The organism is Kitasatospora sp. NPDC056531 (assembly GCF_042794375.1).
In the GTDB taxonomy this organism is placed as follows: Bacteria; Actinomycetota; Actinomycetes; order Streptomycetales; family Streptomycetaceae; genus Kitasatospora.
Genome location: NZ_JBHTTU010000004.1, coordinates 1 through 21,030, shown reverse-complemented (window position 1 = coordinate 21,030; position 21,030 = coordinate 1). Strand labels below are relative to the sequence as shown.

Below are 21,030 nucleotides of genomic sequence, written 5' to 3'. Positions count from 1 at the left end.
CGGTCCCGACGATGCATTCGTGGCTCGCTCCCGCCCGGCTCGCTGTCGCGGCCCTCATCGCCGTCGCGCTCTGCTTCTCCGGCTACCACGCGGCGACCGACGTCACCGGGGTGGTGAACTTCTTCAGCTACTTCACCAACCTCGGCAACCTCGCCGGGATGGCGGTCCTGGGCTACGGCGGCTGGGCCGGACTGACCGGCCGTCGGCCCGTGCCGGACGCGGTGCGCGGGGCGGTGGTGCTCTACCTGGCGATCACCGGCCTGGCCTACGGCACGCTGTTGGCGAAGTACCCCGCGCTGCTGGTGATCCCGTGGGTGGACGACGTGGCCCACCGCGCGATGCCGCTCGTGGTGCTCGCCGACTGGCTGATCGACCCGCCCGTCCAGCGCATCCGCCCAACGGTGGTGCTCAGCTGGCTGGCGTTCCCGCTGGTCTACCTGGTGTACGCGCTGATCCGCGGCCACGCCGTCGACTGGTACCCGTACCCCTTCCTCGACCCCGCCCGGCACGGCGGCTACCGCCGGGTCGCGGGCGCGTGCTTCCTGATGACGGTGGCCTTCCTGCTCGTCGGGGCCGCCGTCGCCGCGGTGGGCAACGCCCTCGCCGCCCACCGCGACGCCCGACAGGGCGCGCTGCCGCCCGGCGGTCACGCCCGGCCCGCACCGGCTGACGGAGGCTGACGAAGCCGCCGGCCTGACCGGCCGGCGGACGCGCGACGGGGCCTGTGCCGCATGGAGGAAGGCACAGGCCCCGTCGTCGTGTCGTCCGCCGGACCGGCGGGTCACATGTGGGTGCCGCCGTCGATCCGCAGCTCGGTGCCGGTGACGAAGGAGCCGTCGTCGGAGGCCAGCATGGCGATCACGCCTGCCACCGTCTCCGGACCCGCGAAGCCCTGGCCGATGGCGGGGGAGAGCTTGGCGAGCAGGCTGAAGTCGGCGTCGGCGGGCAGGCCGGGGTTGTTGGTCATGCCGCTGTCGATGCTGCCCGGCGCGACGCAGACCGCGCGCAGGCCCTGCTTCGAGTACTCCGAGGCGATCGCGTGGGTGAAGGACTGGATGCCGCCCTTGGTCGCGGCGTACGCGGCCATGTAGGGGTGGGCGAAGCTCGCGGAGGTGGAGCTGAAGTTGACCACCACGCCCTTGCCGGTCGCGAGCAGCGCGGGGAGCGCCTCGCGGGTCATCAGGAAGGTGCCGGTCAGGTTCACCGCGAGGAGCTTGTTCCAGAACTCCAAGGTGGTCTCGTGGGTGTGCGAGGAGCGGAGGATGCCGGCCGCGTTGACCAGCACGTCCAGGCCGCCGAGCGCCGCGATCGCCTCGGCCACGCCGGATACGACCGCGGCCTCGTCCGAGATGTCCAGGATCTGGATGGTCAGGCGGTCCGCGGTGCCGTCGGCGGTCGCGCGGTCCAGGGTCTTCTTCAGGCCGTCCTCGTTGACGTCGACGGCGACGACCTTCCCGCCCTCGGCGAGGATCCGGTGCACGGTCGCCTGGCCGATGCCAGAGCCGCCGCCGGTGATCAGGACGTTCCGTCCGCTGAAGCGCTCCATGGTGGTACTCCGTTCGTTCGCGGTCTCTCGACCCCGAACGACACGGTACGCCCATGTGGCACGACGTGCCAATAAGTCTCGATGTGACTTTTTGGCGTGATGTGCCATCAGGGTGATCGACTGCGTACGCTGGCCCCTGTGACCGGACGCCCCTCCCTGACCCAGCGCCGCCGTGACGCCACCCGGCTGGAGATCGCCCGCACCGCCGCCGAGCTCTTCGCCGAGCAGGGGGCCGAGGCGACCACCGCGGAGGAGATCGCCCTCGCTGCGGGCATCTCGCTGCGCACCTTTTACCGCTACTTCTCGGTCAAGGAGGACGCCGTCGCGCCGCTGCTGGCGGCCGGCGGGCAGCGCTGGGTGGACCTGCTGGCGGAGAGCTCGGCGGACCTGCCGCTGCGCGAGGCACTGGAGCGCTCGGCAGTCGCGTCGCTGACCCCGGCCGACGACGCGGCGGTCGAGGCGATGCACTGGACCCGCAGTCTGCTGCGCGACCCGCGGTTGGACGGCACCTGGCAGCGGGTCCACGCGGGCTCGGAGGAGCGGCTGCGGGCGGTCCTGGCCGACCGCTGCCCGGCCGGCACCGACCCGCTGGAGCTCCGGCTGGCCGCCGCCGCGGCGACGGCGGCGATCCGGGTCGCCCTGGAGCAGTGGGCCTCCTCGGACGCCCCTGTCACCGGCCCGGGCTCCCCGCAGGACCTCGGCGCCCACTGCATGCGTGAGCTCACGGCGGGGCTGGGGCTCTGGGTGCGGGTGGGCGGGGAGTAGCGGGGGCGGCTGGCGGTCGTCATCTGCTCCCCGCCGGTTCCCAGCCGACTCCCTGCCCGCTTCCCGCTGACTGTCGGGCGGCGGTCAGCTTTCTCCCAGCTCCCGCTAGGGTTGGTGATCGCGCGCCCCGGCAGGGGAACCGGGGTGACCTCCTCGGATGTCCTGAGCGGAGGGGGCGGGGAGTTCGAGGCGTGGGAGCAAGTAGGACATGGGTCTGACGAGCCACAAGGTGCTGGCGCTGGCCATATTGATCGCCGTCGTGATGACGGCCGGCACGGTCTGGCTGTGGCCCAGGCTCGCCGAGAAGTCCTGGCGGGCGGTGTTCGGCCGGATCGGAGCGCTGCTCGCCACCCAGGTCACCGTGCTCGCCGCGCTCGGTCTGGTGGCGAACAACTACTTCGCCTTCTACAGCAGCTGGGACGACCTGCTGGGTACCGGTAGGGCCGGCCCGGTGGTGATCCACAACAAGGCGGACGCGGCCGGCCGTCTCATGGTCGAGACCGTCGGGCACGCCTCGGTGCAGGGCGGGGGAGCGCTGGGCCGCGAGCCCAGCCAGTCCGGTGAGATCCGCAAGGTCCGGATCGACGGCAAGGTCAGCCAGCTGTCCACCGAGGGCTACGTCTACCTGCCGCCCCAGTACTTCCAGCCCGAGTACGCGCAGAAGCAGTTCCCGGCCGTGATCGTCAGCACCGGCTTCCCCGGGATCGCCGAGAACCTGATCACCCGGTTCAACTACCCGGGTGCCGCGCTCAAGCTGCTGCAGGAGGGCCGGATGCAGCCGACGGTCATGGTCCTGATGCGTCCCTCGCCCGCCCTGCCGCAGGACACCGAGTGCGAGGACATCCCGAACGGCGCCCAGTCCGACACCTACTTCAGCAAGGACGTCCCCTCGGCGATCCAGGCGAGCTTCCGGGTCTCGACCGACCCGCAGGCCTGGGCCTTCATGGGCAACTCGACCGGCGGATACTGCGCACTCAAGCTGGCCATGCGCCACCCGGACGTCTTCCCGACCGCCGTCGCCCTGTCCGCCTACTACGACGCCGCCGACGACCCGACCACCGGCGACCTCTTCGGCGGCAGCAAGCAGCGCCGCGACGAGGCCAACCTGATGTGGCGGCTGAAGAACCTGCCCCAGCCGAAGGTCTCCGTGCTGCTTGCCGGCACCAAGAAGGGCGACGGCAACTACCGGCAGGACACCGAGGCCTTCATCGACGCGGTGCACAGCCCGATGAAGGTCTCCTACAGCATGCTGGAGAAGGGCGGTCACAACTTCGAGACCTGGAGCGCGCTGCTGCCGTCCTCGCTGGAGTGGCTGTCCGACCACCTCAAGGTGCCGAACCAGGCCGTCTGACGCCGAACGGACCGAGAACCTCAGCCTGGCTCAGGCCACCCGCTCCAGCGTCCCCGCGTGCAGCTGCCCGACCCGGCCGCCCTCGCCCTCGAAGGTCCAGAAGGCCCGTACGGTCAGCTTGTTGAGGTCCATGACGTGGCTGACGGTGATCCCGCTCTGCTCCGTCCAGCTGACGAAGTAGATCTCCGGCGCGACCTCGGCGACGTGCAGCAGCACGTCCTCCCACTGGCCCGCCGACTCGCCGAGGCCCTCCCAGCGCAGCCGCTTGCCGTCGGCCGAGTAGGTGTTGCGGAAGGCCGCGCCGTTGTCGGCCCGGAAGACGTAGGTACGGCCGGCGAAGGCGGGCAGGGGCGCGGTCATGGTGGGGCGGGACCTCTTTTCGGGAGCGTGGGGCGGACCGTGCGGATCGGGCTCGGGCACTTGTGCACGGCGGAAAATGTCAGGTCTCCAATTTATCCGACCGGGCCGACTTGGGCGGCCCCGCGCCACGGTACGGTCCGCCATCGCGTCACCCGTCGCGGTGTGTGACCGGCACATGGGTGTCGCCCGCCGCACCTACTTCGGCACCGGCGAGCCCTACTACGGCTGATCGCCGCGCTTGTTCGCCGTGCTTGTTCGGCACGCTCGATCGCCGTGCTTGATCGGCGCTGTTGATCAACTCGGTTGCCGCGAAGCGTCGTTGATCGACACCACTGTGAGCTGTGCGACAACCGGCCCGACGGAGTTGTCCGTTCACGGACGGCCTGCCTAGCCTGCAACGGTCGTCCGCCCTCGCGGACCCCGCCGCCGGGACGCCGAGTCCTGTCCGCCCGCCGGCGGGTAACCGAGCACCACAGCGGACATCGGCACCTACTACGGTGCCAACTCGGTCGACTGGTACGTCAACGGCGTCAAGGTGTTCTCGGACGGCAAGGGTGTCGGCGCCAACTGGTCGGCGTACCTGATCCTCAACCTCTCGGTATGCGCGGGCAAGTACCACCCCGCGCCGCAGGGCAACACCCCGATCACCTTCTATGTGCGCGTCTACCGCTAATCGCATCTGCATCTAACCGTACGTAGCACGCAGCGCACGTCCCCCCGGAACCAGTCGCTCTCAGGAACCGGCAGCCGTCCCGACCACCGTGAGGTCGAACGGCTGCCGGTTGTTGCGTTCGTCCCGGTCGTCCGGGCTGTGCCCCGTTTCCTCGCGCTGCGGCCGCCCGTGCCATCGCGGGCAGCGTCCGCACCAGGGCGGCGCAGCGGCGGCCGCCGACACGGCGCAACCCGCCCCCGTCCGTCGAACGGGGGACGTCGAACGGGGGACGTTGAACGGGGGATGCCGAACGGGGCTCATCGAACGGGGCCTGTCGAACGGGACCCGCTTCCCGTACTCGTCGCGGAGGTGTGGAGATTGACGCAGCGTCAGGGTGCGAGAACCTGTCCCAGCCGGGTCGCGATCTGGCGCATCACCGGTACCAGCGAGGAGGCGCCGGCCTGCTCCTCCAGAGCCCGGATCCGGGCCTCCGGGCCGGACACCGAGAGCGCGGTGGGCGTCGGCGCGCCGGGGACCGCGAGCGCGATGCAGCGGACGCCGATCTCCTGCTCCTGGTCGTCGACCACGTAGCCGCGCTCGCGCGCCTCGGCGAGCTGGTCCATCAGCTCCTGCGGGTCGGTGACGGTGTACTCGGTGTGTGCCGGCAGCGGGTTGGGGCCCAGGATCGCGCGCGCCTCGTCCTCGGGGAGCTGGGCGAGCAGCGCCTTGCCGACGCCGGTGCAGTGCGGCTGCACCCGCCGTCCGACCTCGGTGAACATCCGCATCGAGCGCCGCGACTGCACCTGCCCGACGTACACCACCTCGCCGCCCTCCAGCACCGCCAGGTTGGCGGTCTCGCCGGTGGCCTCCATGAGCTCGGCCAGGTAGGGGCGGGCCCAGCTGCCGAGCAGGCGGCCGGCCGTCTCGCCGAGGCGGATCAGTCGGGGGCCGAGGGTGTAGCGGCGCGCGGTGTCCTGGCGGACATAGCCCTGCTGGACGAGGGTACGAACCAGTCGGTGGATGGTCGGCATCGGGAGGCCGGAGCTGGTGGAGAGCTCGCTGAGGGTGGCCACGCCGCCGGAGTCGGCCAGCGCCTCCAGGAGTTGGAAGGCGCGTTCGACGGACTGCACGCCGCCGCTCGCGCGGTCGGCACCTGTCGTCGATGCTGTGTCGGGGGTCGCAACCACCGGCGTTCCCTTCGCTGTCGGGGAGGAGTAGAGTCCCGGCGACCTCTTCAACAAACCGTTGAAATTCTGTATCGCGGAAACTAGTCTCCACCTTACAGAATCGAACTCGCCGACAGGCGGGTAACGATCGAGGAAGTTCCCGAGGAAGCTCCCACCGGAGCTCCCTTCGCCAGGCTCAACCGTCTTAGGAGTGTCCTGCTCATGGCTGCAGATCAGGGGCCCGTCGGCGCCTCCCCCGCCGCTCCGGTCGTCACTGTCGCCGGTCCGCGCGTCCACCGGGCGGAGGAGGTGCTCACTCCGGAGGCGGTCGCCTTCGTCGTCGGCCTCCATCGCGCCTTCGAGGGGCGCCGGCAGGAACTCCTGGCCAGGCGGAAGACCCGCCGCGCCGAGATCGCCCGCACCGGCACGCTGGACTTCCTCCCGGAGACCGCCGACGTCCGGGCCGGCGACTGGAAGGTCGCCGAGGCGCCGCGCGCCCTCCAGGACCGCCGGGTCGAGATCACCGGCCCCACCGACCGCAAGATGGTCATCAACGCGCTCAACTCCGGGGCGAAGATCTGGCTCGCCGACTTCGAGGACGCCACCTCCCCGACCTGGGAGAACGTGCTCAGCGGCCAGGTCAACCTGATCGACGCCTTCGAGGGCCGGATCGACTTCACCAGCACCGCCGGCAAGGCCTACACCCTCAAGCCCGCCGCCGAACTCGCCACCGTCGTGGTCCGCCCGCGTGGCTGGCACCTGGACGAGAACCACCTGCTGGTCGACGGCGTCCCGGTGGCCGGCGCGTTCGTCGACTTCGGCCTGTACTTCTTCCACAACGCCGCCCGGCTGCTCGCCAAGGGCATCGAGGACCCCAATTCGGGCCCGTACTTCTACCTGCCGAAGACCGAGAGCCACCTCGAAGCCCGGCTGTGGAACGACGTGTTCACCCACGCGCAGGCCGAACTCGGCATCCCGTACGGCACCGCCCGCGCCACCGTGCTGATCGAGACCATCACCGCCGCCTTCGAGATGGACGAAATCCTCTACGAGCTGCGCGACCACGCGGCCGGCCTCAACGCCGGGCGCTGGGACTACCTGTTCTCGATCGTCAAGAACTTCCGGGACGCCGGCGAGCACTACATCCTGCCGGACCGCAACAGCGTCACCATGGCCTCGCCGTTCATGGCCGCGTACACCCGGCTGCTGGTGCAGACCTGCCACAAGCGCGGCGCCCACGCGATCGGCGGTATGGCCGCGTTCATCCCCAGCCGCAAGGACCCGGAGGTCAACGCCGCCGCGCTGGAGAAGGTCAAGGCGGACAAGGACCGCGAGGCCGGCAACGGCTTCGACGGCTCCTGGGTCGCCCACCCGGACCTGGTGCCGGTCGCCCGCGCCTCGTTCGACGCGGTGCTCGGCGAGCGCCCCAACCAGAAGGACAACCCGGGGCCGTCCGAGCCCGTCACCGCCGCCGAACTGCTCGACATCGCGGGCGCCGGCGGCACCTGCACCCACGCCGGGCTGCACAACGCCGTCCAGGTCGGCATCCGCTACATCGAGGCGTGGCTGCGCGGGCTCGGCGCGGTCGGCATCTTCAACATGATGGAGGACGCCGCCACCGCCGAGATCTCCCGCTCGCAGATCTGGCAGTGGATCCACAACGGGGTCGTGCTGTCCGACACCGGCGAGAAGGCCACCGCCGAGCTGGTCCGCACCCTGGTCGCCGCGGAGCTGGCCGGACTCCGCACCGAGCTGGGTGTCGAGGCCTACGCCGCCGGCCGCTGGCGCGAGGCCGCCCAGCTCTTCGAACAGGTCTCCCTGGCCGAGGAGTTCGCGGACTTCCTGACCCTCCCCGCGCTTCCCCTGCTGGGCTGAGCACCAATCTATCCGCCGGCGCCGCCGCTGCCGCCTGCCGGGCTGTAGCAGTTCCGCCGCCCCTTTGCTCCGTTCCGTACGGCGACGAAATCCACCTGTCCTCTCGTCGCCGTGCGGAACGGTCTTTTTTGTCACGGTCGTTTTGTCGCGGTCTTTGAATCTGTGAGGAGTCCATCCATGGCGCGCATCTTCTTCAACGGTCAGGCAATGGTCGGCGGACCGTTCCACGCCAAGGTCGCCGACGCCCTGATCGGCCCGGCCCGCACCGCCCCCGGCTACCGCTTCTTCTCCATCGACCACAGCGGCGGGACGGACGTCTGCCCGGGGCTGCTGGCCGATCCGGCGGTGGACACCGCGATCGAGGGCGAGCTGTACGACATCAGCCTGGAGCGCCTGCGGGACGTCATCCTGCCCGGCGAGCCGCGCGAGCTGGAGCTGGGCGTGATCGAGCTGGAGGACGGCTCGGCGTGTCTGTCCATGCTGCTCGCCCGGGGCGAGCTGGAGCGTGGCGTGCACCGCGAGATCACCCGCCACGGCGGCTGGCGCGCCTACCTGGCGACGCTCGGGCGTACGGCCTGACGGTTGAGGGCCTGACCGGCAGCCGTTGCCTGCCGTCCGCCCGGCGTGCTCCCGTCCGCCTGACCGTCGGCACCCATGGCGCCCTCGGCCGGCTCGTGCTCGCCGTCCTCTTGCCCTCGCCGGATCCGCGCTGGTCCCGGCCGCCCGGCGCGCGGCCGGGTGAGGGGCGGTTCCCCGGGCACGCCGCAGCCCCGGACCCTCGCCGTGGGTCCGGGGCTCCGGTCCGCGCACCAATGGCAGCGAACAGATGACAGATAACAGATGACGAAATCTGTCATCTGACAGCTGTCCGTCGCCCGCAGGCGCGCGGAGTCCGGGTCACGCACCGTCCCTGGGCGGCCCGGAGTACAGGGAGCGGGCAGGGAAGCAGGGCACTGTCCCGTCAGAGCGGCCGGGAGGCGAGCTCCTTGGCCGCGCGGGCGCAGGCACGGGCGATCCGGTCCTCGTTGACGGTGGTCAGCTCGCCCTTCTCGACCACGGCGTTGCCGTTGACGAACAGCACCGCCAGCGGCGGCAGCGCGCCGAAGGTGAGGGCCGCGACCGGGTCGGCGATCGAGGAGTGCATGATCCCGTCGATCTTCCACAGCGCCAGGTCGGCGAGCTTGCCGACCTCGATCGAGCCGATCTCGTCCTGGCGCCCGAGCACCCGGGCCCCGCCCATGGTGCCCAGCCGCAGCGCCTGGCGCCCGGTGAGGGCGGTCGGGTAGCCGTGCAGCCGGTTGATCAGCAGCGCGTTGCGCAGCTCCGTACCCAGCTCGCCGGACTCGTTGGAGGCGGTGCCGTCCACGCCGAGCCCGACCGGCACGCCGGCCTTGAGCATGTCGGGCACCCGGGCGATCCCGGCGGCCAGGCGGGCGTTGGAGGAGGGGCAGTGCGCGACGCCGGTGCCGGTCTCGGCGAACTTGGCGATGTCGGAGTCGTTCATGTGGACGCAGTGCGCCATCCAGACGTCCTCGCCGAGCCAGCCCACCGACTCGAAGTAGTCGGTCGGCCCCATGCCGAACAGCTCCTTGCAGAACTGCTCCTCCTCGGCCGTCTCCGAGCCGTGGGTGTGCAGTCGTACGCCCTTGCGGCGGGCGAGTTCGGCGGACTGGCGCAGCAGGTCGGTGGAGACCGAGAACGGCGAGCACGGCGCCAGCGCGACGTGCAGCATCGAGCCGAAGGAGGCGTCGTGGTAGCGGTCCACGGCGGCCTCGGAGGCGGCCAGGATGTCGTCCAGCTCCTCCACCGCGTGGTCCGGCGGCAGCCCGCCGTCCTTCTTGCTGCGGTCCATCGAGCCGCGCAGCGCGGTGAAGCGCATGCCGAGCTCCTGGACGGCCTCGATGGAGGCGCCGAGGACGTCGCCGCCGTCCTTGGGGAAGACGTAGTGGTGGTCCGAGGCGGTGGTGCAGCCGGACTTGAGCAGGGCGGCGGCCGAGCCCTGGCTGGCGGCGTGCACGAGCTTCTCGTCGATCCGAGCCCAGGTCGGGTAGAGGGCGACCAGCCAGTCGAACAGGATGTTGTCCTGGGCGAGGCCGCGGGTGATCCACTGGTAGAAGTGGTGGTGGGTGTTGACCAGGCCCGGGGTGAGCAGGTGGCCCTCGCCGTTGATCCGGCGCACCACGTTGTCCAGCCACGCCGGGGCGGGGCCGTTTCCGACGGATTCGATCGTGTTGCCGAGGATGACCACGTGGCCCCGGGCGTACTCGGTGTCGGCGGCGTCGACGGTGGCGATCGCGACGTTCTCGATCACGATCCGCTGGTCGGCGGGCGGGGGCTGGACTGCCATGGTTTCACTCCTATGGGGGAGGGCCGGGAGGGGCGGGCACCTGGTGGCACACGCCCCTGCCCGGACCGGTCAGGACGGTGTCGCCGTCGGCACCGTCGCGCCGGAGGTCTGGCCGGATCTGGTCCGGCGGGCGGCTCCGACGTGGTGGAAGAGCAGGTTGAGCAGGACGGCCATCACGCAGCCGGCCGAGATCCCCGAGTGCATCAGGGTCCGGACGGTCTCGGGGAAGGGGTCGTAGAAGGTCGGCACGGCGATCGGGATGATGCCGACCCCGAGCGAGACCGATACCAGGATGGTGTTGGAGCTGGACTCCATGCCAGCCTCCGCCAGGGTGCGGATCCCGCTCGCCGCGACCGTGCCGAAGAGCACGATCCCGGCGCCGCCGAGGACGGGCTGCGGAACCAGGGAGACGACCGAACCGAGCACGGGGAAGAGCCCCAGCAGGATCAGGATGCCTCCGCCGGCCGCGACCACGAAGCGGCTGCGGATCTTCGTCAGCGCCACCAGCCCGATGTTCTGGGCGAAGGCGCTGGCGGCGAAGCCGTTGAAGACGGGGCTGAGCGCGGTGGCCAGTCCGTCGGCCCGCAGGCCGGCGGCCAGCGTGGCTTCGTCGGCCTCGCGGTCGACGATCTTGCCGAGCGCGAGCATGTCGGCGGTGGATTCGGTCATCGAGACCACCATGACAATGCAGAGCGAGGCGATCGCGGCTCCGTCGAACATCGGCGCGCCGAAGTGGAACGGGGAGGGGAGGGCGAAGACCTTCGCGTCCCGGACCGCGCTGAAGTCGGCCAGCCCCAGCGGGAAGGCGATCAGGGTGCCGAACGCCAGACCGATGAGCAGGGACAGCTGCTGCCAGAAGCCGCGCAGCAGCCGGTTGCAGAGCACCACCGCGGCGAGGGTGATCGCGGCGAGGCCGATGGCCCGCATGGAGCCGTACCCGGGGGCGCTCGGCGAGCCGCCGCGCGCCCAGTTCACCGCCACCGGGAGCAGGGACACCCCGATGAGGGTGATCACGGTGCCCTGGACGACCGGGGGGAAGAACCGGATGAGCTTGCAGAAGTACGGCGCCGCGAGGAAGCACAGGGCCCCCGCGACGATCACCGCTCCGAAGATCACCGGGAGGGCGTCCTTCGGTCCGTGTTCCGTGGCGATGGCGATCATGGGCGCGACGCCCGCGAACGAGACGCCGTTCACGAACGGCAGTCGCGCGCCGATCTTCCAGACGCCGAGGGTCTGGAGCAGGGTGGCCAGTCCGGCGGTGAACAGGCTGGCCGAGATGAGCAGGGCGAGGTCGGCGGCGGAGAGCCCGACGCCGGCGCCGACGATGAGCGGGGGTGCGACGACCCCCGCGTACATCGCGGCGACGTGCTGGAGCCCGGTGGAGAACAGCTTCACCGGAGGCAGCACCTCGTCCACGGGATGGGTGGCGGACCCGGACGCCTTGTCGGGGAGACGGTGTGACGTGCCGTCCGGGCCTGGGGTTCTTGCTGGGGTGGAACCGCCGTCTGAACTGCTGGTGTTGCTGGGTGCCATGTCGAGCCCCTCTTGTGCCCGTGGCTCCCGGCGCGCCCGTGGCGCTGGAGACCCCCCGAGGGCGGGACGGCGGAGCAAGGATCCCTCGGAGTGCTTCTCCAGTGCCCCGGGCCGGCCGCCGCGAGGCGAGCACGAACTCCGGTTGGTGGGGGTGGAGAAACAGGTGGTGCGGGTGGTGCCGATGGTGCGGTCCGCCCGGACTCGACCGGCCCGTGGGGGCCGGAGGGTGCGGCGACTCCGGGCGGAGTCCATGCGCTCGGGGCGGGGGAGGTCAGACGACCGGGATGACCGGCACGACGCCCTCGCGGTGCACGGTGCCCTCGATCAGGCCGTACATGCGGTCCGCGGCGTAGTAGACCTCGTTCTCGTTCTTGAGGCCGAAGGGCTCCAGGTCGACGAGGAAGTGGTGCTTGTTGGGCAGTTCGAGGCGTACCTCGTCCACCTCGGCGCGGTTGTTGAGGACCCGGGTGCCCATCGCGTGCAGGGTCTGCTGCAGCGAGTAGGAGTAGGTCTCGGCGAACGCCTCCAGCATGTGCCGCTTCACGTGGGTGTAGGAGCGGTTCCAGTTGGGCTGGGCCTCGCCGTCCCGGCCGCTGTAGCCGTACTTCCAGCGGGCGGTGACCTGGGTGGCGAGGATGCGGTCGTACGCCTCCTGCAGGGTGGTGTACCTGTCCTTGATGTAGCCCCAGAACTCCGAGTTGGTGGAGTTCATGACGATGAGGTCCTTGAGGCCGGAGATGACCTGGACCTTCTCACCGTCGTAGACGACCTCGGTGGTGCGGGTCTCCTGGCCGTTGCGGACGAAGGAGTGGCCGACCTCCTCCGAGCCGATGAAGCGGGCCGAGTTGTCCGGCGTCTTGATCCGGTCCCAGGCGTACTCCTCGATGCGGATCCGCGCGCTGTGCACGACGCCGCGCTCGGTGTCGTCGACGAAGTGCCGGGCCAGCAGGATGCCGAACGCCTCGGCCGATTCGATGCCGTACTCCTTGGCGAAGGCGTAGACGGTGTTCTTGGTGGTGTCGGTGGGAAGGCAGTTGGCGTTGGACCCGGTGAGGTGGACGTCCTCGAACTCGCCCTGGAGGGAGACCGAGACGTTCAGGTCCTTGATCTCGTGGCGGGTGGAGTCGCGGTAGACCCGGACGATGCGGTTCTCCGCCTTGCCGTACTGGTTCTGACCGAGCACGTGGGCCATGGCAGGCTCCTAAGCTTCCAGGTCGGTCTACTAGCTTCCGCGGTAGACCGAGTATCCGAACGGGTTCAGCAGCAGCGGCACGTGGTAGTGGTGCTGCGCGGGCGCGACCGTGAAGACGATCGAGACCTCGGGGAAGAACGGCGACTCCGTCGACAGCTGCGCGTAGTAGGCGCCGGTGTCGAAGAGCAGCCGGACGACCGAGCCCGCCTCCACGGCCGGCAGGTCCTTGACCCGGCCGTCAGAGTCCGTGGCGGAGGTGCCGAGCACCTTCCAGCCACCCTCGGTGTGCAGTGCGAGCTCGACCGGGACGCCCTCGGCCGGGCGGCCGAGGCTGGTGTCGAGCACGTGGGTGGAGATGCCAGTCATGGGTGAGGTGGCCTTACTGATGGCAGAGGTGGTGGTGCGCCGGTTCTCTGGTGGAGATGCGACATCCGGACGGCATGCGCCGGTCCACGAAGCATTCTTGACGATGCGTCAGGACTCGTCGAGGAGGCGGTTGAGTCGGATGTCGTTGATCTTGCGCAGTTCGCCCCGGACGATCTCCGCCTCGGTGGCGGGGTCGTTGGGGTGGCGATCGCGCAGGGAGGCGAGCATGGTGGCCGCGGTGCGGCCGGTCGCGCAGATCAGGAACACGTGGCCGAACTTCGCCTCGTAGGCGGCGTTGGCCTCGTGCAGTTCGTCGAGGATCGCCTGATCCACGCCCTGGATGCCGGCCTGCTCGCGCTCGGAGGTGGCGTCGCCCGTCTTGGGCTGTCCGATCCGGGCGTGTCCGGCCATCGCGTCGCGCAGGTCCGCGTCGGTCAGTCCGGCCATCGCCGCCGCGTTGGCGGCGAGCAGGGCCTCACGGCTGGACCAGGGCTTGGCCTCCGCGATCGCGGAGGCCCAACGGGGGCTGGAGCATACCTCCAGCAGGAGCCCTTCCAGCTCCGCGGCATCGGCCGCGGCCAGGGCGTCAAGGGCGTGGGGGTGGTTGGTCACGAGTGGACCTCCTGAAGAGTGGTGCCACCCGGAAAAGCTAGATCGACCCCACCCGGCCGTCAACAGTTTGTTGAACGGTTGGTGGTTACGTTTTGAACCGGCCCGTGATGCCGGGCCCTTTCGTGTGCGATTCGCCAAGTGTGCCCCGCCCTGGGTCGATCCACACTTTCCCCGGCGGCGGGGTCACTCGTTTCGCAGGCCGTTCAGGAGGGCTTCGCGCCCTCCTGGCGGTTGAGGTAGTTGTACACGGTGAAGCGGCTGACGCCGAGCGCCGAGGCGACCGTCTCGACCCCGTGGCGGACGGTGAAGGCGCCGCGCTCCTCCAGGAGGGCGACGACCCGCTGCTTCTCCCAGCGGTCGAGCTCCGCCAGCGGTCGGCCGTCGAACTGGCGGGTCATCTCGGCCAGCAGCCGGTCCAGCGCACTGCTCAGGTGCGGCAGCCGGACGGCCAGGGCCGGGGTGCCCTCCCACTCCAGGACGACGTCCTCGGCCTTCGCCTCGTCCAGCGGGACGGGCGTCGCGCCGACCGCGTCCAGCAGCGGCTTGACCGCCGCGGCGAGCGGGTGTTCCGCGTGCTCGGTCACGGCGTACCGCCCTCCTCGCCCAGCACGCTGACCTGGACCGAGATCCGGGTCGCCCCGGCGTCCAGGGTCTCCCGGAGCAGTCGGGTCACCGCGGCGAGGACCTGGTCGGCCTCGCCCTCGGCGCCGGTCCCGAAGGGGCCGACCGACACGTCCAGGCCGGCCTCGTCGACGACCTTGCGGGCCGCCGCGGCGTGCTCGGGGAACGTATCCAGTTCGAACGGTTCTGTCGTGAACTCCACCATCAATCGCACGTGCTCACTGTATCGAGCAGGGGTGGTGGCGGGCAGGGGCTGGGTGATCGAACGGCCGTGGACCTGGGTGGCGGGCGCCGTCCAGCTGCTTCAACAAAATGTTGCGACGCCCTTGACACCCACTCGGCGAGCCGGAGATGCTTCCACCACACAGAATCCCTCTTCCGGATCGTGGAAGTTGCGGATGAAGGAAGAGAGTGAGAGGTGATGGACGTGACGGCGGCTGCCAAGCACGGCTTCACGGTCAACCTGTCGATCCTGTTCGGCGAACTCCCGCTGCTGGAGCGCCCCGCGGCGGCTGCCGCGGCCGGCTTCACGGCCGCCGAGCTCTGGTGGCCGTTCGGCACGGAGCACAGCCCCTCCCGGGCCGAACTGGACGCGCTGCGCAAGGCGTTCAGCGACGCGGGGGTCCGGCTCACCGGCCTCAACTTCCTGGACGACCTGAGCCAGGGCGTCCGGGGCACCGTCTCGGTCCCGTCCGAGAAGGAGCGGTTCCGCGCCAACGTCCCGGTCGCGGCGGAGCTCGCCGCCTCGCTCGGTGCCACCGCGCTCAACGCGCTGTACGGCAACCGGGTCGAGGGCGTCGAGCCGGCCGAGCAGGACGCGCTCGCGCTGGAGAACCTGGTCATCGCCGCCAGGGCCGCGCACGAGATCGGCGCGATCCTGCTGGTCGAGGCCCTCAACAAGGCCGAGTCGCCGGACTACCCGCTGGTCTCCGCCGCGGCCGCGGTCGAGGTGGTCGACAGGGTCAACGCCGCCACCGGCCTGGGGAACGCGAAGTTCCTCTGCGACCTCTACCACCTGGCCAAGAACGGCGAGGACCTGGCGGCGGTCATCGACACCTACGCCGACCGGATCGGCCACGTGCAGATCGCCGACAACCCGGGCCGCAACGAGCCCGGCACCGGCGAGCTGGACTTCGAGGACCTGTTCGCCCGGCTCAGCGCCGCCGGCTACAGCGGCTCGATCGGCCTGGAGTACCGCCCCTCCACCGGCGTCAGCGCCGACAGCTTCGGATGGCTGCCGCGCGAGCTGCGCGCCGCCCGCTAGCGCGGCCCGCCCGCGCGATCCGGCAGCGCGGCCCGGCGGAGCGGTCCGGGGGCGTGCCCACGTCCCGTCCGTCCGCCCGGCAAGCCACCACCCACCCCGCACACGTTAGGAACGACGCGATGAGCGCCTCCCGCAAGATTGCCTTCGTCGGCCTCGGCATCATGGGCAAGCCCATGGCCGTCAACCTGGTCAAGGCCGGCCACCAGGTGACCGGTTTCGACCTCTCCCAGGCCTCGATCGACGCCGTCATCGCGGCCGGTGGCCAGGGCGCCGCCAGCATCGCGGACGCGGTGAAGGGCGCCGAGGTCGTCATCACCATGGTCCCGGCCGACCCGCACGTCGAGGCGGTCATCCTCGGCGAGGGCGGCGTCCTGGAGAACGTCGAGGCCGGCACCCTGGTGATCGACATGTCCTCGATCACCCCGCAGACCTCCATCAAGGTCGGCAAGGCCGCCCGGGAGAAGGGCGTGCGCACGCTGGACGCCCCGGTCTCCGGCGGCGAGGCCGGCGCGATCGAGGCAGTGCTGTCGATCATGGTCGGCGGCGAGGCCGCGGACTTCGCCGAGGCCAAGCCGCTGTTCGACGCGCTGGGCACCACGGTGATCCACGTCGGCCCCGACGGCGCCGGCCAGACCGTCAAGGCCGCCAACCAGCTGATCGTCGCGGTCAACATCCAGGTGCTGGCTGAGGCCGTGGTGTTCCTGGAGAACGCCGGTGTCGACCTCGGTGCCGCGCTGGACGTGCTCGGCGGCGGCCTGGCCGGCTCGACCGTGCTCAATCGCAAGAAGGCGAACATGCTCAACCGCGAGTTCGCCCCCGGCTTCCGGATCGACCTGCACCACAAGGACATGGGCATCGTCACCGACGCCGCCCGGGCCGTGGGCGCCGCACTGCCGGTCGGCGCCGTGGTGGCCCAGCTGGTCGCCTCCGCCCGGGCCAACGGCGACGGCTCGCTGGACCACTCGGCGCTGCTGCGCGGCGTCGAGCGGCTCTCCGGCCGCGAGGTCAAGTAGCCCTGACCAGGGCCTTCGGCCCGAACAAGCTCCTCCTGGCGGCGTGTACCTGATCCGGTCGTGCCCGCGCCGCCAGGAGGCCAGACCCGACCGGCGTGCGGGCCGGGGCTCATCCACCCGCCCGCCGGTCGATCCAACCGGTGACGCGCGCACCCTCTCCGGGGGCACTTCGGTCGTGCCTCGCGCGTCGCCTGGCCCCCTCCCCGCCGAGGGGAGCCCCTCGTACGTCGGAAGCGGGACGAGGGGAACGGCGGGGAGGGGGTCGCACCACCCGGGAGGGTCTCGCATCCCCGAGGCCACCGGACCCATGCTTGTCGAACCACCGCCAGACCCCGTACGGAAGTGAGGACCACGCGATGCCCCCCACCCCCCACCAGGGCCATGTGGTCGTAGCTCCGGACAAGTTCAAGGGCACCCTGGAGGGTGCCGAGGTCGCCGCCCGGATCGCCGCCGGCATCCGGCGCGCCGCGCCCGGCACCGAGGTGCGCGAGCTGCCCGTCGCCGACGGCGGCGAGGGCACCCTGGCCGCCGCGCTCGCGGCCGGCTTCACCCGTGTCGCGGCCAAGGTGGCCGGCCCGACCGGCCTGCCGGTGGACGCCGCGCTGGCCGTCCGCGGCGACACCGCCGTGGTCGAGCTGGCCCAGGCCTCCGGCCTCGCCCGGCTGCCCGGCGGCCGCACCGCCCCGCTCGCGGCCGGCTCCTACGGGGTCGGCCAGCTGATCGGCCGGGCGGTCTCGATGGGCGCCAAGCGGATCGTGCTGGGCCTCGGCGGCAGTGCCTGCACCGACGGCGGTGCCGGCATGGTGCAGGCGCTCGGGGTGCGCCTGCACGACGCCGACGGCACCGAACTGCCGCCCGGCGGGGCCGCGTTGCGCAAGCTCGACCGGATCGACGTCGGCCGCCTGGCCGAGCTGCTGACCGGCGTCGAGATCGTGGTCGCCTGCGACGTGGACAACCCGCTGCTCGGCCCGCGCGGCGCGACCGCCGTCTACGGCCCGCAGAAGGGCGCCGACGGGGCCGACCTGGTGGTCCTGGAGGAGGGCCTGACGCGCTTCGCCGACCAGGTCGCCGCGGTCATCGGGCGCGACGTGCGGGAGGCCCCCGGCGCCGGGGCCGCGGGCGGGGTGGGCTTCGCCGCCCTCGCCCTGCTCGGCGCCACCATGCGACCCGGTATCGAGCTGCTGCTCGAACTGCTGGGTTTCGACGAGGCCGTGCGTGGGGCACACCTCGTCGTCACCGGCGAGGGCTGCCTGGACGCGCAGACGCTCCATGGCAAGGCCCCCGCCGGAGTCGCCGCAGCGGCTGCCCGGGCGGGGGTTCGGGTGGCCGCTGTGGCGGGCCGGTTGGAGCTCTCCGAGCCCGAGTGGCGTTCGGCCGGTTTCACCGCCGCGATCGCCCTCACCGACCTGGCCGAGCAGCCGGGGGACAGCATGACCAGGGCCGGTGAGCTGGCTGAGGTCGCGGGGGAGCGGCTGGCCGAGGAGCTGCTGCCGGGCTGAGCCCTCGTACGTTCCTCCATTGACGTTTTGTTGAAGGCGGGCCTAGGCTCCCGGCAATCCTTCGCCTCCACCCGTGTTCCACCACCCCCAACTCCCAGGTTTCGGAGGTCCCCCATGCCTTTCAGCCAGCCGACGGTGATCCGCTCCCGTCGGGCGGTGCTGCCCGACGGTGAGTGCCCCGCGGACGTGCTGATCCGGGACGGGAAGATCGAGCAGGTCGCCGCGTACGGCTCGCTCACGGTCGGCGACAGCCAGCTCGTCGACCTCGGCGACACGGCCCTGCTGCCCGGCCTGGTCGACACCCACGTGCACGTGAACGAGCCCGGCCGGACCGAGTGGGAGGGCTTCGCCTCCGCCACCCGGGCCGCCGCGGCCGGCGGCGTCACCACGATCATCGACATGCCGCTCAACTCGATCCCGCCCACCACCACGGTGGCGGGGCTGGCCGCCAAGCGGAAGACCGCCGAGGGTCAGGCCTGGGTCGACCTCGGCTTCTGGGGCGGCGCCGTCCCCGGCAACGTCCCGGACCTCGAACCCCTGCACCGGGAAGGCGTGTTCGGCTTCAAGAGCTTCCTCGCCCCCTCCGGCGTCGACGAGTTCCCGCACGTCGAGGGCGTCGACCTGGAGGCCGCGCTGGCCGAACAGGCCCGGATCGGGGCGCTGGCGATCATCCACGCCGAGGACCCCGGAGTGCTGGCCGCCGCGCCGCAGCAACCCGGCGCCCACTACCGGGACTTCCTCGCCTCCCGGCCCGCCGACGCGGAGACCGCGGCCGTCGCCCACCTGCTCGAAACCGCCCGGCGCACCGGCGCCCGGGTGCACATCCTGCACGTCTCCTCGGCGGCCGTGCTGCCGCTGCTGCGCCGGGCCCGCGAGGACGGCGTACGGGTCACCGCCGAGACCTGCCCGCACTACCTGACCCTCGCGGCCGAGCAGGTGCCGGACGGCGGCACCGCCTTCAAGTGCTGCCCGCCGATCCGTGACGAGGCCAACCGGGACGCGCTCTGGGAGGCCCTGGGACGCGGTGAGTTCATCGCGGTCGTCTCCGACCACTCGCCGTCCACCCCGGACCTCAAACTGCTGCCGGAGTACGGCGGCAGCGGCGACTTCGCGGCCGCCTGGGGCGGCATCGCCTCGCTGCAGCTGGGCCTGCCGGCCGTCTGGACCGAGGCCCGGCGGCGCGGCCACACCCTGGTCGACGTGGTGCGCTGGATGTCCGCCGGACCGGCCGAGCTGGTCGGCCTCGCCGGCACCAAGGGCACCATCGCGGTGGGCTGCGACGCCGACCTGGTCGCCTTCGAACCCAACGGCGAATTCGCCGTTCACGCAGGGGATTTGCACCACCGCAACCCGGTGACCCCGTACGCGGGGCGGACGTTGACCGGTGTCGTCCGCACCACCTGGCTGCGCGGCCGCGCGGTGGACACCGGCGCCGAGCCCTTCGGGCGTCAGCTCACCCGGCCGGCCAACTCCCTTTCCGACAGCGCTTCTTGAACCGACAGCGCTTCTTGAACGACACCACTTCTTGAACCGGCACCGCTTCTTGAAACCGACACCGCCTGAACCGACACCGTCTTTCTGAGGAGAGTCAGTGACCACTGCCGACACCCCGAGCGCTCCCTTCACCGAGCTGGTCAACCTGGCCTCCCGGCTGCTCGGCGCGGGCGTCGTCGCCACCAATGAGGACACCTTCGCGGACGCGGAGAACCTGCTGGTCGCCGAGCCCGCCGAGTTCCGCCCGCACACCTTCGGTCACAAGGGCCAGATCATGGACGGCTGGGAGTCCAAGCGCCGCCGCGGCGTCTCCGCCGACCAGCCGCACCCCACCGACCAGGACCACGACTGGGCGATCGTCCGGCTCGGCGTCGGCGGCGTGATCCGCGGCCTGATCGTCGACACCGCCCACTTCACCGGCAACTATCCGGAGAGCGCCTCGATCGAGGCCGCCTCCGTACCCGGGCACCCCTCGCCCGAGGAACTGCAGGACGCCGAGTGGACCGTCATCGTGCCGCGCACCCCGCTCCAGGGGGACACCGCCCACGAGTTCGCCGTCCAGGACGACACCCGCTACACCCACGTGCGGCTGAACATCTTCCCGGACGGCGGCGTCGCCCGGCTCCGGGTGCACGGCGAGGTGCTGCCCGACCCGCGCGAACTGGACGGCCTCACCTTCGACCTCGCCGCCCAGGAGTACGGCGGTGTCGCCGAGGCGGCCTCCGACCGCTACTTCTCCTCCCCGCACAACCTGAACGCTCCCGGTCGCGCCTCCGTCATGGGCGAGGGCTGGGAGACCCGGCGTCGGCGCGACAAGGCCAACGACTGGGTGCAGATCGCCCTGGCCGGGGGTGGTGAGGTCCTGGCCGCCGAGGTGGACACCACCCACTTCGTCGCCAATGCCCCCGGCTGGGCCGACCTGATCGGCTTCGACGCCTCGACCGGACAGGACCCGGCCGACGGCGAGTGGTTCGAGATCCTGCCCCGCACCCGCCTGCAGCCCGACACCCGGCACCGCTTCCGGCTCGACGTGGGCCGCCCAGTGACCCACGTGCGGATCAACGTCTACCCGGACGGCGGGCTCGCCCGCCTCCGGCTCACCGGCCGCCTCACCGAGGCCGGCCGCGCGGCCCTCGCGCTGCGCTGGTTCGACGCCGTCCCGGCCGCCGAGGCCGCCGTCGCGCTCACCGCCGCCGGCCTGACCGGCGAGGAGGCCGCCGCGCTGGCCGCCGCCCGCCCGCTGGCGGACCCGGCCGCGGCCACCGCCGCGGTGGGGGGGCTTCGGAAGGCCGAAGGATCCGACAGCGAGCAACTGAACCACCACCTCCCCACACTCCCGCCACTACTTGGTGTTTGCGCCCCCCTCACCCCCCA

At 71.4% G+C, this 21,030-nt stretch carries 21 protein-coding genes; 11 read left to right on the top strand and 10 right to left on the bottom strand.

The window, feature by feature from the left end; all coding sequences use genetic code 11:
* Positions 1-11 precede the first annotated feature (11 nt).
* Positions 12-680, top strand: coding sequence for a Pr6Pr family membrane protein (locus ACFQ87_RS06360; RefSeq protein ID WP_380609427.1), 669 nt, complete (start codon positions 12-14; stop codon positions 678-680).
* A gap of 101 nt (positions 681-781) precedes the next feature.
* On the opposite strand, the gene ACFQ87_RS06355 is transcribed toward ACFQ87_RS06360, so the two are convergent.
* On the bottom strand, positions 782-1,546 hold the full coding sequence (locus tag ACFQ87_RS06355; RefSeq protein WP_380609426.1) for an SDR family NAD(P)-dependent oxidoreductase: 765 nt from the start codon (positions 1,544-1,546) through the stop codon (positions 782-784).
* A gap of 138 nt (positions 1,547-1,684) precedes the next feature.
* Between ACFQ87_RS06355 and ACFQ87_RS06350 the strand changes: the two genes are divergently transcribed.
* Together ACFQ87_RS06350 and ACFQ87_RS06345 are read left to right on the top strand one after the other, a co-directional pair.
* The gene (locus tag ACFQ87_RS06350; protein ID WP_380609425.1) at positions 1,685-2,311 is read left to right on the top strand and encodes a TetR family transcriptional regulator; all 627 of its coding nucleotides are present in this window, start codon (positions 1,685-1,687) and stop codon (positions 2,309-2,311) included.
* Positions 2,312-2,519: 208 nt separating this feature from the next.
* Positions 2,520-3,662 (top strand): alpha/beta hydrolase, encoded by a 1,143-nt coding sequence (locus ACFQ87_RS06345; protein ID WP_380609424.1) that lies wholly within the window; start codon positions 2,520-2,522, stop codon positions 3,660-3,662.
* A 30-nt stretch (positions 3,663-3,692) separates the two neighbouring features.
* On the opposite strand, the gene ACFQ87_RS06340 is transcribed toward ACFQ87_RS06345, so the two are convergent.
* A complete protein-coding gene (locus tag ACFQ87_RS06340) occupies positions 3,693-4,022 on the bottom strand; it encodes a MoaF N-terminal domain-containing protein (protein WP_380609423.1) in 330 nt (109 codons plus the stop codon).
* Positions 4,023-4,557: 535 nt separating this feature from the next.
* On the opposite strand from ACFQ87_RS06340, the gene ACFQ87_RS06335 reads away from it, so the two are divergent.
* Positions 4,558-4,695: a hypothetical protein gene (locus tag ACFQ87_RS06335; RefSeq protein WP_380609422.1), complete on the top strand. Its 138-nt coding sequence runs from the start codon at positions 4,558-4,560 to the stop codon at positions 4,693-4,695.
* A 368-nt stretch (positions 4,696-5,063) separates the two neighbouring features.
* Here the strand turns inward: ACFQ87_RS06335 and ACFQ87_RS06330 are convergent, their stop codons facing one another.
* A complete protein-coding gene (locus ACFQ87_RS06330; protein ID WP_380609421.1) occupies positions 5,064-5,861 on the bottom strand; it encodes an IclR family transcriptional regulator in 798 nt (265 codons plus the stop codon).
* A 201-nt stretch (positions 5,862-6,062) separates the two neighbouring features.
* Between ACFQ87_RS06330 and aceB the strand changes: the two genes are divergently transcribed.
* Positions 6,063-7,715: a malate synthase A gene (aceB, locus tag ACFQ87_RS06325; RefSeq protein ID WP_380609420.1), complete on the top strand. Its 1,653-nt coding sequence runs from the start codon at positions 6,063-6,065 to the stop codon at positions 7,713-7,715.
* A gap of 177 nt (positions 7,716-7,892) precedes the next feature.
* On the top strand, positions 7,893-8,294 hold the full coding sequence (locus ACFQ87_RS06320) for a gamma-glutamylcyclotransferase (protein ID WP_380609419.1): 402 nt from the start codon (positions 7,893-7,895) through the stop codon (positions 8,292-8,294).
* 382 nt (positions 8,295-8,676) lie between these two features.
* Here ACFQ87_RS06320 and ACFQ87_RS06315 read toward each other — a convergent pair whose 3' ends face one another.
* The 7 genes from ACFQ87_RS06315 to ACFQ87_RS06285 all read right to left on the bottom strand — a co-directional run bounded on the left by ACFQ87_RS06315 (position 8,677) and on the right by ACFQ87_RS06285 (position 14,591).
* The gene (locus ACFQ87_RS06315; protein ID WP_380609418.1) at positions 8,677-10,062 is read right to left on the bottom strand and encodes an 8-oxoguanine deaminase; all 1,386 of its coding nucleotides are present in this window, start codon (positions 10,060-10,062) and stop codon (positions 8,677-8,679) included.
* 69 nt (positions 10,063-10,131) lie between these two features.
* The gene (locus ACFQ87_RS06310; protein ID WP_380609417.1) at positions 10,132-11,595 is read right to left on the bottom strand and encodes a nucleobase:cation symporter-2 family protein; all 1,464 of its coding nucleotides are present in this window, start codon (positions 11,593-11,595) and stop codon (positions 10,132-10,134) included.
* A gap of 271 nt (positions 11,596-11,866) precedes the next feature.
* Entirely contained in the window at positions 11,867-12,787 is a 921-nt protein-coding gene (pucL, locus tag ACFQ87_RS06305; protein WP_380609416.1) for a factor-independent urate hydroxylase, read from the bottom strand.
* Between the two features lie 30 nt (positions 12,788-12,817).
* Positions 12,818-13,153, bottom strand: coding sequence for a hydroxyisourate hydrolase (gene uraH, locus ACFQ87_RS06300; RefSeq protein WP_380609415.1), 336 nt, complete (start codon positions 13,151-13,153; stop codon positions 12,818-12,820).
* A 108-nt stretch (positions 13,154-13,261) separates the two neighbouring features.
* On the bottom strand, positions 13,262-13,765 hold the full coding sequence (gene uraD, locus ACFQ87_RS06295; RefSeq protein ID WP_380609414.1) for a 2-oxo-4-hydroxy-4-carboxy-5-ureidoimidazoline decarboxylase: 504 nt from the start codon (positions 13,763-13,765) through the stop codon (positions 13,262-13,264).
* A 203-nt stretch (positions 13,766-13,968) separates the two neighbouring features.
* Positions 13,969-14,349: a helix-turn-helix domain-containing protein gene (locus ACFQ87_RS06290; protein ID WP_380609413.1), complete on the bottom strand. Its 381-nt coding sequence runs from the start codon at positions 14,347-14,349 to the stop codon at positions 13,969-13,971.
* Positions 14,346-14,591 (bottom strand): thiamine-binding protein, encoded by a 246-nt coding sequence (locus tag ACFQ87_RS06285; protein ID WP_380609669.1) that lies wholly within the window; start codon positions 14,589-14,591, stop codon positions 14,346-14,348. The genes ACFQ87_RS06290 and ACFQ87_RS06285 overlap by 4 nt, the downstream gene beginning before the upstream one ends.
* Before the next feature lie 216 nt (positions 14,592-14,807).
* Between ACFQ87_RS06285 and ACFQ87_RS06280 the strand changes: the two genes are divergently transcribed.
* From ACFQ87_RS06280 to alc, 5 genes are all read left to right on the top strand, one after another.
* The gene (locus ACFQ87_RS06280; protein ID WP_380609668.1) at positions 14,808-15,650 is read left to right on the top strand and encodes a TIM barrel protein; all 843 of its coding nucleotides are present in this window, start codon (positions 14,808-14,810) and stop codon (positions 15,648-15,650) included.
* Between the two features lie 119 nt (positions 15,651-15,769).
* Positions 15,770-16,663: a 2-hydroxy-3-oxopropionate reductase gene (locus ACFQ87_RS06275; protein ID WP_380609412.1), complete on the top strand. Its 894-nt coding sequence runs from the start codon at positions 15,770-15,772 to the stop codon at positions 16,661-16,663.
* A gap of 356 nt (positions 16,664-17,019) precedes the next feature.
* Complete coding sequence (locus tag ACFQ87_RS06270) at positions 17,020-18,162, top strand: glycerate kinase (protein WP_380609411.1); 1,143 nt, start codon at positions 17,020-17,022, stop codon at positions 18,160-18,162.
* 114 nt (positions 18,163-18,276) lie between these two features.
* Positions 18,277-19,656 carry an allantoinase AllB gene (allB, locus tag ACFQ87_RS06265; protein WP_380609410.1) on the top strand — a complete coding sequence of 460 codons (1,380 nt, stop codon included), beginning with the start codon at positions 18,277-18,279 and terminating at the stop codon, positions 19,654-19,656.
* Between the two features lie 97 nt (positions 19,657-19,753).
* The coding region (gene alc, locus ACFQ87_RS06260) for an allantoicase (protein WP_380609409.1) at positions 19,754-21,030 on the top strand (1,277 nt) is incomplete at its 3' end.

Excerpts from the sequence above, each read along its gene's own strand:
- ACFQ87_RS06360 (WP_380609427.1), top strand. The coding sequence starts at position 12 with ATGCATTCGTGGCTCGCTCCCGCCCGGCTCGCTGTCGCGGCCCTCATC.
- ACFQ87_RS06355 (WP_380609426.1), bottom strand. The coding sequence starts at position 1,546 with ATGGAGCGCTTCAGCGGACGGAACGTCCTGATCACCGGCGGCGGCTCT.
- ACFQ87_RS06345 (WP_380609424.1), top strand. The coding sequence starts at position 2,520 with ATGGGTCTGACGAGCCACAAGGTGCTGGCGCTGGCCATATTGATCGCC.
- ACFQ87_RS06340 (WP_380609423.1), bottom strand. The coding sequence starts at position 4,022 with ATGACCGCGCCCCTGCCCGCCTTCGCCGGCCGTACCTACGTCTTCCGG.
- aceB (WP_380609420.1), top strand. The coding sequence starts at position 6,063 with ATGGCTGCAGATCAGGGGCCCGTCGGCGCCTCCCCCGCCGCTCCGGTC.
- ACFQ87_RS06320 (WP_380609419.1), top strand. The coding sequence starts at position 7,893 with ATGGCGCGCATCTTCTTCAACGGTCAGGCAATGGTCGGCGGACCGTTC.
- ACFQ87_RS06315 (WP_380609418.1), bottom strand. The coding sequence starts at position 10,062 with ATGGCAGTCCAGCCCCCGCCCGCCGACCAGCGGATCGTGATCGAGAAC.
- ACFQ87_RS06310 (WP_380609417.1), bottom strand. The coding sequence starts at position 11,595 with ATGGCACCCAGCAACACCAGCAGTTCAGACGGCGGTTCCACCCCAGCA.
- pucL (WP_380609416.1), bottom strand. The coding sequence starts at position 12,787 with ATGGCCCACGTGCTCGGTCAGAACCAGTACGGCAAGGCGGAGAACCGC.
- uraH (WP_380609415.1), bottom strand. The coding sequence starts at position 13,153 with ATGACTGGCATCTCCACCCACGTGCTCGACACCAGCCTCGGCCGCCCG.
- ACFQ87_RS06285 (WP_380609669.1), bottom strand. The coding sequence starts at position 14,591 with ATGGTGGAGTTCACGACAGAACCGTTCGAACTGGATACGTTCCCCGAG.
- ACFQ87_RS06280 (WP_380609668.1), top strand. The coding sequence starts at position 14,808 with ATGGACGTGACGGCGGCTGCCAAGCACGGCTTCACGGTCAACCTGTCG.
- ACFQ87_RS06275 (WP_380609412.1), top strand. The coding sequence starts at position 15,770 with ATGAGCGCCTCCCGCAAGATTGCCTTCGTCGGCCTCGGCATCATGGGC.
- ACFQ87_RS06270 (WP_380609411.1), top strand. The coding sequence starts at position 17,020 with ATGCCCCCCACCCCCCACCAGGGCCATGTGGTCGTAGCTCCGGACAAG.
- allB (WP_380609410.1), top strand. The coding sequence starts at position 18,277 with ATGCCTTTCAGCCAGCCGACGGTGATCCGCTCCCGTCGGGCGGTGCTG.